The sequence below is a fragment of the Rhizobium sp. 05N430 genome, assembly GCF_056396985.1.
Genome location: NZ_JBFTMO010000007.1, coordinates 1 through 14,534, shown reverse-complemented (window position 1 = coordinate 14,534; position 14,534 = coordinate 1). Strand labels below are relative to the sequence as shown.

The following is a 14,534-nucleotide window of genomic DNA, read 5'->3' as shown; positions in this document are numbered from 1 at the left end:
AGCTCCGCTGCTGCGATAGCCCGTCGTGGAATTTTCAAGATTTCAGACACTTCGGAGATGTGAAGTCTCGTAAGGGATCGTGCGACACGAAGCGCTGCTGGTGACGTGGGCGTCTTCATTCCCGACGAAAAACCGGTTCGCAGCATTAGTTGTCAATCATCGTGAATCAAGGTCTTTATTTGTTCATGAATCACTGTATAAACATGTTCCATGAATGAAAAATGCACAGGAGACACGATGGTTTTTATGCGCCGAAGTGATTCGCCTATTTGTGTTCCGTTTAAGGGTTGGCGAGGTGGCTTGGTTTGGAAGATGAGATACCTTTCAAACTCGCCGGGGGATTTAGAGGCCCGCGTTGAAGTTCGGCATCCGGCGGTGTCGCCTCCTGAACTCTTTAATGCAGATTGGCCCCACACATCCTCGGTTTGGTCTTCCATTGCTGACCTTATCGTTGCCAACGCTCGCGCGCCTGCATCAGCGCGCGCTTCCTTGTCGACAGACTTGGCACCGTCACCCGCACATCCCAGCGACTTTATTCACTTATTCCATGGGCTGGGAGGGAGTCCCCGTTCCGACGACAGGCACTAAAATCCTCGCAAGCGGGAGCTGCCGCGCTCCGATCAAATTTCACACTACTGGAAACGAAGATGCCAAACCATGCGTCAGGCAAGCGGTCCCGCGTGCCTTGGAATACGAGTGCTCGAGAATGGCGGTACGTAACAGTGCCGGTCTACATGGCATACTGCTCGGTCGCGGCCGCATTGCGGCCCTGGAATGGAATAGAGCGGAAGTTCATAGCGACCCTGATCTTCAACGAGGACTACTATCAACCCATCTACTCGCAGGCAGCCCAAGTTTTCGCGAGAGAGATTTGGAAGTCGTCGGACTGGGAGACCTACATCTTCGAGTGGTCGAATTCGCCGTATCGTGATCAGTCGCTCGCTGAGAAAAACGGGCGAGGCATTTTTCTATCACCTCCCGGGTACAGACTTACGGACGACGAGCGGCTGTTTTCGGATGCCGTGGTCGAAGTCGAGCCTCGTTCTCCAGAGTACGCAAAGGCGGCACTACGCCGGGCTGGACTTCCCATCGACGACAAGCTGGTTGAGCTTCTAATTTCCGCACCTTGGCCACGGCTCCACTCTGCCTTCCAAGACCGGCGTGGTCCACTTCAAGCTCTGGAACGTCTTCGACGCGAAACTGCGAGGCTCAAGGAGGTCGAGCGCGCTAGGGCCTTCAGCGATGAGAGCCCCACGCTTGATGACATGCATGGCCTTGGTCCTGCGGTGGAGTGGGGGCGAAATCTTGCGAAAGACCTCGCAGATTACAAATCTGGTCTCATAGATTGGAACGACGTCGACGCTGGCGTCCTTCTTTCCGGGCCCCCAGGCATCGGGAAAACGCTGTTCGCAAGTGCTCTCGCCAATTCCTGCAAAGTACCGATCATCTATGGCTCGGTTTCTAAATGGCAGGAAGCTGGCGCTCTGGACGCGCATCTTAAAGCCATGCGAGCGTCCTTCAAGGCGGCGCGGGATAAGGCACCATCGATCTTGTTCATCGATGAATTCGACACCTTGGGGAAACGTACGACTTCTGACCGGAACGCAGGCTACCACAACGGTGTGATTACAGGTGCACTTGAGCAGCTCGATGGCTTCGAACGTCGAGAGGGCGTAGTCGTGGTTGCTGCGTGCAACCATCCTCGGCTCGTCGATGCCGCCCTTCTGCGAGCCGGAAGGCTTGACCGGCATCTGGAGCTAACGCTTCCCGACGGCCCCTCGCGTCGCGGCATTCTGAAGTTTCACACTGGAATCGAGCTATCGTCCGCTGATGCGGAGATGTTTGAATTCGCTACCGATGGGTTCTCGGGCGCAGAGATCGAGCGTCTTGTCAGGGATGCGAGACGAGCAGCCCGCCGTCAACGTATAAGCTTTAGTGCGCTCCACATCTTCGATCAGCTTCCAGTTACCGAGAAGCTTCCAGAAGAATATGTCAAGGTGATCGCGGTCCACGAGGCCGGCCATGCCTTGGTCAGCTATGAAATTGGCCATGAAGTCTCAGGCATCGCGATCTCCAAATGGTGGGTCAGCGGCGAGAGCCGGGTGCTTGGCAGCGTCGATTCAAAACCTTCACTGGTGCGGGCCAGGACCAAGACCACCTACCTCGACACCATAGCTGTCTTCCTCGGGGGTATCGCAGCAGAGATGGAAGTCTTCGGAAGCTTCGCGGACGGGGCATCGGGTTCAAGTGAGGCCGACCTGAATAGGGCGACCGATCTGGCGACGATGATAGAGGGTACACAAGGCATGGGCCGCACGCTGGCGGTAGAAGCTCCTGATCTACGCGAGTTCGCGCGCATGCGCTTGTACAATCCAGAACTTCGAGAACAGGTCCACTTGTTGTTGGAAAGCGAGCTTGCAAGGACGAGGTCCATCATACAAAGGCAGCGTCCGGCGTTGGACGCGCTCGTCGACAGATTGATGGCGAATTCGACCGTTACCGGGCCCGAAGTCGCCCAGGTCTTGCAAAGCAACAGGCGCACGGTTGTCAGCCTTGCCAAGCCACAGCTCAGGACGGGTACGTGATGGCGAAACGAACAACATCTACTGGCCGGCGGGCAGCGTCGAGTAAGCTATATGCGGGTTCGCTCGGCGAGATGCTCGATGATGCCGGATTTGAACCATTGGGTAGGCGAATTAAAGTTTCTGATCGTGGCGGCGGGACTCAACTCCCATCGCCTCCCAAGTGGTTCGATCCCGTGGTCGAATTCCTGTGGGCGGCCCTACCGGACTTGGCTGCCAATCACTGGGACCATCTCTATATCGACGCTCTTCAATCTGCTTGCCAGGCATTGGTCGCACTAGGTCAAGCAGTTCTCGATGGCGGCGGTGGTATCCAAATCAATCCGGAGCCTGCGCTTCCTAGCATTCTTCCGCGATTGGACGATGTCGCGACAGTGATCGTCTGTTTGGCAGCGCAAGTGAGCTTGCTTGAGTATCGACATTTCACAGGAGCGCGCGACCGACCTAGTCCAACAGGACTTCGACGTCCGAATATTAGGGCGGATCATGGCAGCGGCCCCGCATATTTGGCCCCGGAGGCGTTTCGCGCGTTCGAAAGCCTCGACCTTGTCCTTGGTGCTCGATGGACGGAGCGAGCCGAAACAATATTCTGGCGTGACAACCCGTCGGAGTGGGGCCTTGATTTCACAAAAGACCGGCGGTTCACCCGTGCTCGGGAGGCGGCTCTTGCAACCGTCCCTGACGATATTGCGGCGAAGATCGAGAAGACGGCGGTGATAACCGAAGAGAGTATCGTGGAGTGGCTCCAGACCGCACCGAAAACCAAGACCCGACAAGACGCCCTCAAGTCTCTCAGGTTTTGGAGCAGTCACAGTCTCGATCGGGTTTTCCATCGTAGATGGCGTCTGGATTGCGGATGGCTTTCGGTCGAGGAGTCATACAGGACACTTCTGATCGAATACGATGCCCTGTCAATCAACATGCGTCGGCATTTCGCGGCCCGATATCTGCCGCATGCTCCATTTCTAAATGAATAGGTTGGTGAGGCGCGGACAGATCGCACGCTATCGGCATAATCCACCGCCACTCTTGGAGAGATCGATGACCTCAATATCCGTAAACGCCGCTCAATCCGTGCTTTTTCGATGAAAATCTGGATTTTCTCAGACATTCATCTCGAGTTCGGCAGACCGTTCCCCGCGACTCCGCCAGGTGACATCGACGTCATTGTATGCGCGGGCGACGTCGTCGACAGGGGCATTGTGCCCAGCATTGAGTGGCTTGCCAAAAGCTTTGGTTCGGATGTGCCGGTGGTCTTCGTCGCTGGAAATCACGAGTTCTACCGCAGCTTCCTGATAGACAGCATCGCCGCGGCGAATGCGTTGCGCGACCGCTATCCGAGCATCCACTTCCTCGACGACCGCGGTGTAGTCATTGACGACGTTCTTTTCGCCGGCGCGACCCTTTGGACCGATTTCCGGCTATTCGGTAGCAATCCCGAAACGTCAATGTGGTTCGCTCAACAGGGAATGAACGACTACAAGCGGATCAACCTCTCCAAACAACCGTTCAGAAAATTCAAACCCATAAATGCATTCCGGAGACATGACGCTTCCATCAAGTTCTTGACGGAGAGCTTGTCTCGGGCCGACGTCAGAAAAAAGGTCGTTGTCACCCATCATGCGCCGTCTCTTCGGTCGATATCGCGGTGGTTCCGGGATGATACACTGGCACCGTGTTATGCCTCCGATTGCGATACCTTCATCCGCGAGGCCGAGCCCGACCTATGGGTCCACGGCCACGTCCATCAAAGAATGGACTACATGCTTGGATTCACCAGGATCGTCTGCAATCCACGAGGATACCCTGGTGAGGCGACCGCTTTCGACGCGAATTTAGTGATCGAGATTTAGATGGAGTGACTCCGTACGGCGCTGGTGATGGTCGCTGGGTACGGCATGGCCTGTCAGAACACCCAACGACGGTTTGAGGGGGCGTCGACCGAAAAGCCTTTGAGGTCTTGGGAAACTAGATTCCTGGTTCATTTCACGATGCCATACGACGACGAATGATTGCGGAAATCGAAGACTTGGCCAAACCGCATAAATCGAAAATAATTAAAGACTTCAATGGGTTATTTGACTTTCTCTGTCAGATTTGCTTCCTTTGATACGAAGAAGCAAGTGTGGTTAGCCGAGAGCGTGCCCTCGGCCACTGGAGGGAAGGCCAGGAGTGGAAATCTATTCAAAGTGCGCAAGCGGCGTGACCGTCCATCACGCCACCGGTCGATGGCGGCACCTGGACGGTAGCGGGGTAGACGGCATTTGGAGCATCCTCGCGCAAGAAGGACCTTTCGACTACGAACCAATCCTGGCCATCTACCGAGATATCGAAAACTATCTTGTTGGCGAGTATGAGATTTGGGCTGACGTCACCCACGAAAGGCTCGTCGTCATCCAAATACGCATCCAGGGAATGGTGTATTCGTTCGACAGCTTCTACGAATGGAAAAGCTCCGGTCGTTATCTACCGAACTTCAAAGGCAAACCGGATATCCGAGACAGACAACTTTCCCATGTCAGAGGAGAGCTTTTATGTGCAGGGCTTGGCCAAGACTTTGATAGCCTGATGGCCGCATGGGACCTTGGTGTCGAGAATTTACACTTCGACGAATTCAGAGCCGCGCTTCCCACGTTCCTGATGGAAATGCTCCGAAGGGCCGCGAGAAAGCATCCCGATGTTCCAATCGGTGATGAGATCGTTGCCAAGGCTAATAGAGAAAGACTTTTGAGCATTGCGGTTCGTGGGCTCACGAGCGACAGGGAAGCGGCGGTAGCAGGGTTCGCTCCGCCGGAATGGCTCGATTTTCTGAACGACCAACTGGAATACGTTTTTGAATTCCAGGAAATCGATAAACTCGTCCGGTACATAAACCCAGATGACGGTCCACCGGATACCGACAAAATCGCATACGTGATAAGCCGGGCCCACTTCATCGAGGCGCTTTATGTATTTTTGGTCGACCTAGCTGACGCTCGTGACCAATGATGCTCCACCTCGGCGGATCAGGAAGCAGCCTTTTGCTTTCTCGTATCTTTGTGCCCTGAGGTCTGTAATCCGACAGGTTTGGTTTCCTTGTCGCTTTTTGTGAGAGCAGCAGGCGTTAATGCGCACTGTTTCCACCATCTACCCTGATGGTGGTGCCAGTGATGAATGATGCGTCGTCGGACGCAACGAAGCAGACTAACGCATCTGACCAGGATGAAGAAACCTCCCGCGAGGGATGCTAGTTTCTCGTCGCGGCTCCTCAGGCGAACATGCCGTCGATCGATACCCGAAATCGACGTCCTACTGGCGGTTAAGCTTGCCGGTGACGTGGATCACACCCCCTTGCGCCGACGACGCGTCGTAGGAAAGAGTATTGTTGCTCACCTTGATGAGTACGACTGTAACGGTCTCGTCTTCGTCGACGTGCTGGTACGTCATCCGGTTGCCCGAAATTGTCCCATCAATCCGTTGCGGCCCCCCGACGCTGGATTGCGATGACCCGCTCCCATGACTTCCACTGACCGAGATGTCCAAGGTGACGGGTCCGCGCGCTATGCCCCAGCCGATCGATCCTGTCCATCTTCCTTGGAAATAGCGTGCCCCGCCGTCGGCGACCTCGCCTCCGCCCGGCCTCTTCCCCTCAGATACTTTCGAGGCGTACTTAGTGCATCTCCTGATCTGCAGCGATTTTTTAGTGATTGGCTTGGTCCCGAACAGGCTCTCGTCTTCGCTGGTGCCGCTCTTGATAATGGTAGTCTGCGGGGTGTTGTCGAGGAAGTATTCCACCTTCGAGCAAAGGGAAGCCGAGCTTTTCACCGTCGCTTCGGCTGAATAGCTTCCTTTCGATCCCGAAGTGCTGTCGATCGATATCGTCGCACGGCATGAGCCCAGGGGCTTGTCGAAATCGCATTCCGCGAGGGCAACTGCCGGTGACAGCGTCACCACGAGGGCCAACATCAATTCTCGCATTCTCTCTCCTCGAAACCCGTAGCGTGATCTGTAACACAAGTATTCTCGACATTAATCCTCCAATGGGGTGAGTTTCTCGCGCGGTCGCCAGACGTTCGGCGAACTTGCGGCCAGAACTATCAGGTGTGGGAAGGACGCAGAGCTAGGCATTGAAAATCCAATACGAATCAGACCACTGTCAGGTGGCGCAAGTACCCCAGGTTCTACCTAGCGAAGCCCGAGAGATGGCAGTACTCAAGTCTGAACGACACCATTGGTGGCCAGAATCTGTCTCCGCGTTTTGGAAGAATGAACAAGGCGTCGTGCATTGGCTGCTCCCGGATGGAACCGAGCGTGTCGCGCCCCCCAAGCAATTTGGTGTTATCGGAAACGGCCATCACATCAAGCTCAGCTCAGACCCGAACGAGCACACGGTCTGGGACGAATCTTTCGAAAAGGAATTCGATACCGCGGATTCCAACTTTAAGTATGTAATCCAGTGGCTGGACACTTTGCCCCGTGAGCATCGAACGGGATCGGTAGCGCGTAGGATCATTTCTTGTTCAGTCGCGGATGAACAAGTTGCACTTCTCGTAGAAGGACTGGTGTCGCTCGCCGTCCGTAGCCCCATGACACGCGAAGCGGCGGTCTCATTGGCGGAGCGCTTTCGCGGCCCCTTGGAAGAGCGCGAGCGAAATCTCATAATCGGCATGAATATGCGGAACATGCACCGGGCTGCCGTTAAAGACATCGGAACTTGCGGCAAGTTTGTGGCGCTATTTTCTCCAGATCGGGAATTCATTTTCGGCGACGGGTTTTGTCATAACGTACTCTCGCCAGGCGGCCCCCCTATGTCGCCAAGAATTCTCGTTCCGCTGACGCCCCACCTGTCGATGCTTTATGCGAGACCTATGGCCTATACGACGGAGCCAAGGTTCATGACACTGGTTCTTGGTCCAGAAGAGGTGGATTTTTGTAACCGAACGATTCAAGTCTACGCCAAGAACGCCGTGTTCTACGCGAATGACCGCCCCGATGTCGAGGAAGCCTTTCGGTCGGGAAAGCACCTCCAATACGATTTGCAAAACCCAATCGATCGGCTGATAGGAATGATCCCATGAGCGGCGACGGCCGATATCGCGCTTGGGAAACAGGGGGGTGCTCGCTGGATGGGTGACGTTCAACTTCCCGACATCAAGCTGAAGCTCTGGACAGCGATGCGCGAAGACCTCGTGCGCCTTATGCCGATTTTCCAGGATGCAGACACATTACTCTGCCCGATTTGTTGCAGGCCCCTCAAGTTTGAGAAATTCTCCTTGGAGCATATTTTGCCGCAGCAAGCTGTCAGGAACGACCCCGCAGGCGTTCGCGAAGCAGTGGTAAAAAACGATCGAAGCGGTCTGGGTCTTCTTTGCAGTGAGACAATAGTCATCGGCGGCAAACCATATGGGAACGGATGCAACAGCTGGAAAGGGCGGCATTTTGACGGGCATCTCACTGAGCTGCTCAAGCCCGGTCCGTTCCCTAAACGCTTTTCTGACGCCCACATCATTGCTCTCCTGGTCGTCGGCTACCTCGCTCTCTTCAAGCAGTTCGGTTATCGGGTTGCCTTAACAGCCGGCGGCCTTGCCATGCGAAACCAGTTTTTCAATCCGAGATCATTCACCAAACACATACCAACGACGAGTCAGATGGTTCTTCGGGGCGATCCCCAGAGGGAATACAGGGCCGAAACCGCGGCCTACTGGAGTGATCCACTTAGAGTCCATGTGGACGGTGCGCGTGGCAAAGCGACAGTCGTTGTTAGAAACTACTCAGTCATCCTGCCACTCTCGCATGATCCAACGCTCCCCTTGGCTACGACGTTGGCCTATGCGCCACAGCGACATGTCTTTCGGCCAGATTTACGGCTGGCATTTCGGTAGATTGCTCTAGGCCATTTTCGGGAAACCGAGGTCTGTCCTCCAGGAATTTCACTGCGCGCGAATTCAATTCCGCGGCCAGCGGAATAGCTTTTCTCTTCCAACGCGGAACCGATGGTGTGGAAATTCTTCCATGTACCAGACGATGTGGCTGCGGCAAAAGTCTTTAAACTTCTCGTCTGACCAGAGAAGCTTGAGGTCATCTTTGCTCAGACGCTCTCCCGTAGCCTCTACGTTCTTCCGCTTGAAGACCCGTCCGTTATACGGGTCCATCTTCGGCCATGGGCGGTTTTGGTCGAGCCAGTGTCCGTGCGGCGTCGACGGATAGAAATCGGGATCAGCTTTGGTGAATACCCAGCCGCGAAACATGAAGTGGAGGTAGTCGGATAAGGAAGCATCGCTCTGATCGTCGTTTCTCTCCAGTCGAAAAACGGGGCAAGGCTCGTTTTCCTCGCCATTGGACACAGCGTCTCGATCCGCAGTTTCGCTGTCACGAGGATCGTCTATGAAACCGGGAAGGCCAAACACCCATGCGGCGATGTCACAGCGCTCTGAGAATTCAACTATTCCGATAAGTCCGCATTCGAAGTGCAGCTCTGCAAGGGTCATCAACGTGGCGTAAGACATATTCAACTACCTCCCTATCCATCGTCCTCAATAAGCGAGCGCAAGCAATAAGTTGACACTCGTCGCAGCTCAATTGATAAATCGCCGGCGGGTAGCATGGGGAGGATGTTTGGCGTGATAAAAGCACCGAGACCAAAAAAACCAAAGGCCGAGAAACCTAAGCGGCTAACGCCATCGCCAGAGGTGTTACGACAGCTCTATCTTCTCTCGGGTAATCAGTGCGCCATGCCTGAATGTGACAACCTCATTATCGATGGTAACGGCGTTGTACTTGGACACATATGTCATATTCGCGCTGCGATGCCGGAGGGCGCACGGTTTGATGAAAATATGACGAACAATGACCGGCGACAGGTCGCGAATTTGGTTCTTATGTGCGGAGGACACCACACCCAAATTGACAGTAAAATCTACGAGAAGGAATACACACTCGAGGTCGTGAAAAAGATCAAGTCAGAGCACGAGGGAAAACTGAAGGGTGTAGGCGCGTCACTTCGCAAGGCTTTCAAAGACGGTTACACTGATGTGACCGACAGCCTTAGACCGACTAAGCCAGAAACATTTGTTCGACTTGAGGCTACACTCCCTGACTGTTGCGTCAGACCAAGCGAGGTGGACAAACGTAAAAGAGAGTTTTCCCAATTCATCGATTCAATGAGTGTCGTGCCACCCGATGATCGGGCGTTTATTCTGGCGATAATTCGTCGAGCGATTAAGCTTAAATCCGGGGACGCCACCCTTGTCCATGTCAACGATGCTGCTGCCGTTCTAGGCCTGAAACATGCCGAGCTCAAGCAGAAGGGAAAGTCTCTCAGTCGGTACGGCGTGGGTGATATTGATCACTACAGTAACTCTCGTGGTGACGAAGAGCCGCACGTGCGAATCATGCAGCCGTCGCGCTATGTAAGCTGGTACGACATAAATGACTTTTGCGATAAGCAGGCGTTGAATTTAGAGGACTTTGTCCTGCGTCTAAGGTTTGACGCCCTGGATCAATGATCATACGGTTTCCTCACCCCTTTGCTGGGCGTTGGACACGCATCGTCAAATGCTTAGGTTGTAGTGGAACGATGCGGCCCATTGGCAGAACTGGGATGCAATGGCACAAGTAGAAAATGGAAACAGCCCGAGTAGACGTCGTATATCGTCCGCTGCGAATTGCGTTCGCGGTACACTCCAGCGACCTCGACAGCATTCGTGCTGCTGTCAGGTATACCCATTGCTTGTGGGGCGGTCGATACAATCCCATCGTGCTGATCGATCGACCGGAAGCGCACCGTCTTATCGAACTGTTCCGGCCGGACATTGTTACTCCGCTGGGGGAGCATGCCGATCTCGGGGCGTTTAAAGGGAAGTACGCATATCTTCAGAATCATCGAGTTCCGCCTAGCTTATTTCATCCAGCACATGGAGACGGAGAAGGGACGGCTACGGTACTAGACGTACGGAACTTGATGGTTCATCGGAGAGATGATCCCGAATGGAAGACGATGGTAGATCATGGAGTTCGCGTCGCCACGTGGGACCCTGACGATACGCTTGCAGACGTTTTTCTTATGCAGTTCGGCCAATATCCGGCCGCACACGCTGTCGGAATCGACTACCGCGACATCTTGGATCAGGCAGTGCAAGCAATTGATTTGCCGATCGCGAATGGCGGCGTCATACCTGTCGAGGTTGTTCAGCATCCAGGTATAGCCCATCTGAGCCGCTACGATCTAACGCCACACTATTCCGCGCGTGGAGGATGGGACTTTCCGGGATTTTATCTGGGAAGGGCGACCAACGTCGATGACTTGGTCACATTCTGGAACCTTCGAGCCTGTGGTATCCAATTAACGTGGCATGATCTCGATCACCATGCACGGTTTGACCTAGTGAAAGCGGACACCGAAGCAAACCTGCGTGCCCGTTTGGCTGGGGCCGACGACTTTCACAACAAACCGGCGATCTGGTCGCTTGACGCCAATCGTGAAAACGCACTCGACACTATGGGTGCTGGACCGTGGACTTCGTGTGGCGTCAGCGAGCACACATGGAACGGGCACAACGTCCATCCGGCCAAGATGCACTTCGGAACAGAGTCGGCCCTTGCCGTGTTCGGCGGATCGAGCCAATCGCCTCGTTTAAGTTTTGCGCTGAAGGATAAGCCGTTCGCTTCGAACACATGGTTCTACGAGCAACAACTCGTCGCCTCTGTGCAGGTCTTGGGAGGCGGCGGCGACGGAAGCAATTATACGTTTTCCCCGCCATGCATTCCGGAGCTAAACGAGTTTGCTGGACGAGAAATGGTCTTTGGTTACGATAGCCTGCGGCTCGAGCCAGAACATATTGGTGTCATCATCGACACCGCCGAATCCGATCTTCGGCTCAATGCCATGCCAATTCCAGCGCTGATTGAGCGAATGTTCGCTCTCGCTGGGTTCGGGGCTAAGTTGAGTGGTAGCGGCCTGATAACACGCCAACTCGTTACGAGCATGGGAGGCCTGGATGGTGTCCGCGCCTTCAAGATTCCCGGTGTACGCAAGCTGATAAAGTCATTCGGTCCAACACATTCCTTTTCGAAAAATGACGCTACCAATAAAATTGGCTCCAAGGACGACGTCACCGGTTCAGTTTTCGCCGATCATAAGCAGCTCTTTATCGAACGGCGAGGTCGAGGTACGGACCTTACGCCACCCATGGTTTTCACGCATCTAGTTGAGAAAGGTCTTTTCAGGATTGGTGCGGATTTGCGCTGCCCAACGTGTCAACTTGGGAGTTGGACTCCTCTCGACACTCTGAAGCAGAGAGCCGGATGCCCACTGTGTGGCGAAGACTTTGACGCTACGCGTCAGTTGGTGGAGGGACAGTTTGCCTATAGGCGAACCGGCGTGCTTGGGGTCGAAAGGAACGCTGCAGGTGCCATTCCCGTGGCCATGGTCTTGCAGCAGCTCTACGTTAATCTACGCAGTACGTTTCACACCAATGGCTTCGGAGCGTCATACGACCTCAAACCGCTCGATGCGGCCAGTGGTCTCCCGGTATGCGAGACGGACTTTGTGGTTTTGACTCACGAAAGAAGGTCGTTGAGGCCGGCGGTGATTGTCGGTGAATGCAAAGATGCGGGAGGAGCGATCGACGCCAACGACGTTGACCATCTGCGAGCAGTTGCGGACGCTTTTCCAAAAGAGCGCTTCGCGGTGTATATCATGCTTGCCAAGCTATCAGCGTTTACGGCGGATGAAATTGAACTAGCCAAGTCACTCAATACCGAGTTCTCTCGCCGGGTGATCCTCCTGTCCCATCAGGAGCTTGAGCCGTACCACCTCTATGACCGGCGCAAAGATTTCGGAGACATTTACGCATCCAGCGCGTTTGACATGGCCGAGGCGACCTCCCGCATCTATTTTGCCCCTGACGTTGGTTCCACTGGAGCTGCGGCCGACACGTCGCCGGTTGCCGCGAAAATTTGATCTGTGAGGTCGGTAGCGGTCCGGGCGATGGCGTATGTGCGTCCGGACTATCTCCAACGTATTGCTAAATTGTCAATGCAGTTGGCGTGATTCCGCCACCGACACCCCGGCCAAGAAGCTTGACTCGTTCATTCGAAAGATCGATCCGTGCGTTCGCCGTCCGCTTCTTCTCCCTGAGTCCATGGTGAGGATGGTACTGCACCCTTGGAAGTCAGTAGGCATTTCGTTGCGTTTAGATAGCAACAGTAGAGCGGCAGGGGAGACGCTTGAGAGGAAAGGTCTTTCGCGGCCGCATGGAATTCGCGCGCTTGACGCCAGTACAATAGAGCGTCTGTCTGCTTCTCGCGCGTGAGCGATAGCTCCACAAACTGCCAGTGACTGTCAGTCAAAGCGGTGCGGGAATCCAGAAGCGGAGCAATTGCTGCCTTGTGTGGTCGGCAGACCTTACCTTTCAACCGTACTTCCTGTTTAGCCATCGGTTCCTCCAAAGGCTGGTCTTAGCTTCGCCATCGTTTCCTACGCTTGCTTGGGGGAAGGCTTGGCCGCCCCGTCGTCCGCGGTGGCCGCGGAGTAGTTGACAGCGTCACCATGGGGGCGACATCGCTCTCGAGCGGTGCACGCTCCGGCGTCGTGTCAGACAGGAGCCGACTCGCGGCCAAGGCTTGCTGGACGACATAAGCGCTGACACGCCGGCGAGCGGCATAGACTAGCGATGAATTCAGGAAATGGCCCCGGAGCCATCCTCTCAAATATTGCATGTCTTCTACGCGAAGCTGCTCTTCTAGGGCTGCCATCACCCAGGGCCATCGGTCTTCAGTGTGGCGGATTAGTTTGCACAGTAGAATGCTGATCGACCGCTGCCGCACTAGCCGATCAAGGGATCGATCATCCGCGGTCGCGTTGATAAATTCCTGCACGACCCCAGTATGAGACAAGTAATCCGCGCCTCGACTGCCAATATACCGAGCTAGCGCCTCGAGCGTCCGCAGGTCACCGCTTGGATCATGGTCGATGACCAATCGTATCAGGGGCGCGTCGATGGCTACCGGGGCATGGCGGAGGATGGCTAGGCTGACGACAGCGTCAGCGTATCGTTGGGGCGACAAGGCCGATCGGCTCAGGGCCTCCATCAAGAGCGCTTGTGTCCAAAGCCCTTCCACGCGCATCAGCTTGGCAAATTGCCTGTAGCGGAGGTCTTCCGACAATAATATCCGACCATCGGTGCAAAGGTAAACGGCATCAAACACACGCTCTCCGCACTGCTCCAAGATCATGCTTTCGAAGGGCTCGATGTCATTTGGCGCTGCGACAGGTGCGACGGTACAAGCTTTCTTGATCTTGCCGATTTGCTGGTCGACGTACTTTTCGCGTTCCTCGATGCTCTCCTTGGTGTGTTCCCGACGGAGTGTTTCTCCGTTTCTATTCACGAGCGTCAGGGAGGGCGATTTCCGGATGTCATCATGCCCCCGGAACTCTGTCAGACTGTCGAGAGCAGATTGTGGGAGGTACATTGGCCCAAGGGAAGCCTCGATGACATCCAATACGTCGAGGGTCGCAGCGGTCCAAGCCGCATGAGCGTCCAATACGACGCCGCGGCGTTCGCTATTCCTGATGAGCTGGTAAGCTGCCTCTCTTTCCAGATCGTTGCCAAGGCAGGTGCGAACGTCATCGTCCATCTCGACAATGCCACCAGCGAACGCGATCGGGTTGTCGCTGAACAAGCCTGCGACAAGCTGGAAGGGGATGTCCGAACTCACGTAAAGGTCGAGCGCCTTCTTGCCTCTTTCCGAGAGCCGACGTACCATCTCAAGAACTGGCGATAGATCGCCCTCTTTCATTGTGATGGAAAACAGTCTGTTGATTTGCGCTGAGAGTTGACCCGGGATTTGCACTGAGAAGTGACCCGCCTTTTAGGTATCGTTCGTGTCGGTCTTGATGGTCAAGCTCTTGCGTTTCTCCTTTGCTGTTTTGGGCTCATGTGCGGAACTGTTTGGAACTGTTTTTGAAGCGGA

At 54.9% G+C, this 14,534-nt stretch carries 12 protein-coding genes; 8 read left to right on the top strand and 4 right to left on the bottom strand.

Translation table 11 applies throughout. The features are described 5' to 3' along the window. Positions 1-722: 722 nt before the first annotated feature. The 4 genes from AC1DJO_RS15890 to AC1DJO_RS15875 all read left to right on the top strand — a co-directional run bounded on the left by AC1DJO_RS15890 (position 723) and on the right by AC1DJO_RS15875 (position 5,570). Positions 723-2,585 (top strand): AAA family ATPase, encoded by a 1,863-nt coding sequence (locus AC1DJO_RS15890; protein ID WP_477971663.1) that lies wholly within the window; start codon positions 723-725, stop codon positions 2,583-2,585. After that, entirely contained in the window at positions 2,585-3,559 is a 975-nt protein-coding gene (locus AC1DJO_RS15885; protein ID WP_477971661.1) for a hypothetical protein, read from the top strand. The genes AC1DJO_RS15890 and AC1DJO_RS15885 overlap by 1 nt, the downstream gene beginning before the upstream one ends. A gap of 108 nt (positions 3,560-3,667) precedes the next feature. Beyond that, positions 3,668-4,435, top strand: a complete 768-nt coding sequence (locus AC1DJO_RS15880; RefSeq protein ID WP_477971659.1) for a metallophosphoesterase — start codon at positions 3,668-3,670, stop codon at positions 4,433-4,435. A gap of 319 nt (positions 4,436-4,754) precedes the next feature. After that, the gene (locus AC1DJO_RS15875) at positions 4,755-5,570 is read left to right on the top strand and encodes a hypothetical protein (protein WP_477971657.1); all 816 of its coding nucleotides are present in this window, start codon (positions 4,755-4,757) and stop codon (positions 5,568-5,570) included. A 300-nt stretch (positions 5,571-5,870) separates the two neighbouring features. Here AC1DJO_RS15875 and AC1DJO_RS15870 read toward each other — a convergent pair whose 3' ends face one another. Then, positions 5,871-6,539 (bottom strand): hypothetical protein, encoded by a 669-nt coding sequence (locus tag AC1DJO_RS15870; protein ID WP_477971655.1) that lies wholly within the window; start codon positions 6,537-6,539, stop codon positions 5,871-5,873. A 224-nt stretch (positions 6,540-6,763) separates the two neighbouring features. Here AC1DJO_RS15870 and AC1DJO_RS15865 point away from each other — a divergent pair, with 224 nt between their 5' ends. Continuing rightward, a complete protein-coding gene (locus AC1DJO_RS15865; protein ID WP_477971653.1) occupies positions 6,764-7,639 on the top strand; it encodes a hypothetical protein in 876 nt (291 codons plus the stop codon). A gap of 48 nt (positions 7,640-7,687) precedes the next feature. Continuing rightward, a complete protein-coding gene (locus tag AC1DJO_RS15860) occupies positions 7,688-8,443 on the top strand; it encodes a hypothetical protein (protein WP_477971652.1) in 756 nt (251 codons plus the stop codon). 63 nt (positions 8,444-8,506) lie between these two features. On the opposite strand, the gene AC1DJO_RS15855 is transcribed toward AC1DJO_RS15860, so the two are convergent. Then, entirely contained in the window at positions 8,507-9,067 is a 561-nt protein-coding gene (locus AC1DJO_RS15855; RefSeq protein ID WP_477971651.1) for a hypothetical protein, read from the bottom strand. Between the two features lie 114 nt (positions 9,068-9,181). On the opposite strand from AC1DJO_RS15855, the gene AC1DJO_RS15850 reads away from it, so the two are divergent. Both AC1DJO_RS15850 and AC1DJO_RS15845 read left to right on the top strand, forming a co-directional pair. After that, positions 9,182-10,066, top strand: coding sequence for a hypothetical protein (locus AC1DJO_RS15850; RefSeq protein WP_477971649.1), 885 nt, complete (start codon positions 9,182-9,184; stop codon positions 10,064-10,066). A 116-nt stretch (positions 10,067-10,182) separates the two neighbouring features. Beyond that, on the top strand, positions 10,183-12,522 hold the full coding sequence (locus AC1DJO_RS15845; RefSeq protein WP_477971647.1) for a hypothetical protein: 2,340 nt from the start codon (positions 10,183-10,185) through the stop codon (positions 12,520-12,522). A 128-nt stretch (positions 12,523-12,650) separates the two neighbouring features. On the opposite strand, the gene AC1DJO_RS15840 is transcribed toward AC1DJO_RS15845, so the two are convergent. Together AC1DJO_RS15840 and AC1DJO_RS15835 are read right to left on the bottom strand one after the other, a co-directional pair. After that, on the bottom strand, positions 12,651-12,998 hold the full coding sequence (locus AC1DJO_RS15840; protein ID WP_477971645.1) for a YaaC family protein: 348 nt from the start codon (positions 12,996-12,998) through the stop codon (positions 12,651-12,653). Positions 12,999-13,019: 21 nt separating this feature from the next. Continuing rightward, positions 13,020-14,360: a PIN domain-containing protein gene (locus AC1DJO_RS15835; RefSeq protein ID WP_477971643.1), complete on the bottom strand. Its 1,341-nt coding sequence runs from the start codon at positions 14,358-14,360 to the stop codon at positions 13,020-13,022. Positions 14,361-14,534 lie beyond the last annotated feature (174 nt).

Bases quoted from the DNA above. Each gene is read 5' to 3' on its own strand.
- AC1DJO_RS15885 (WP_477971661.1), top strand. From the start codon at position 2,585: ATGGCGAAACGAACAACATCTACTGGCCGGCGGGCAGCGTCGAGTAAG.
- AC1DJO_RS15880 (WP_477971659.1), top strand. From the start codon at position 3,668: ATGAAAATCTGGATTTTCTCAGACATTCATCTCGAGTTCGGCAGACCG.
- AC1DJO_RS15870 (WP_477971655.1), bottom strand. From the start codon at position 6,539: ATGCGAGAATTGATGTTGGCCCTCGTGGTGACGCTGTCACCGGCAGTT.
- AC1DJO_RS15865 (WP_477971653.1), top strand. From the start codon at position 6,764: ATGGCAGTACTCAAGTCTGAACGACACCATTGGTGGCCAGAATCTGTC.
- AC1DJO_RS15860 (WP_477971652.1), top strand. From the start codon at position 7,688: ATGGGTGACGTTCAACTTCCCGACATCAAGCTGAAGCTCTGGACAGCG.
- AC1DJO_RS15855 (WP_477971651.1), bottom strand. From the start codon at position 9,067: ATGTCTTACGCCACGTTGATGACCCTTGCAGAGCTGCACTTCGAATGC.
- AC1DJO_RS15845 (WP_477971647.1), top strand. From the start codon at position 10,183: ATGGAAACAGCCCGAGTAGACGTCGTATATCGTCCGCTGCGAATTGCG.
- AC1DJO_RS15840 (WP_477971645.1), bottom strand. From the start codon at position 12,998: ATGGCTAAACAGGAAGTACGGTTGAAAGGTAAGGTCTGCCGACCACAC.
- AC1DJO_RS15835 (WP_477971643.1), bottom strand. From the start codon at position 14,360: ATGAAAGAGGGCGATCTATCGCCAGTTCTTGAGATGGTACGTCGGCTC.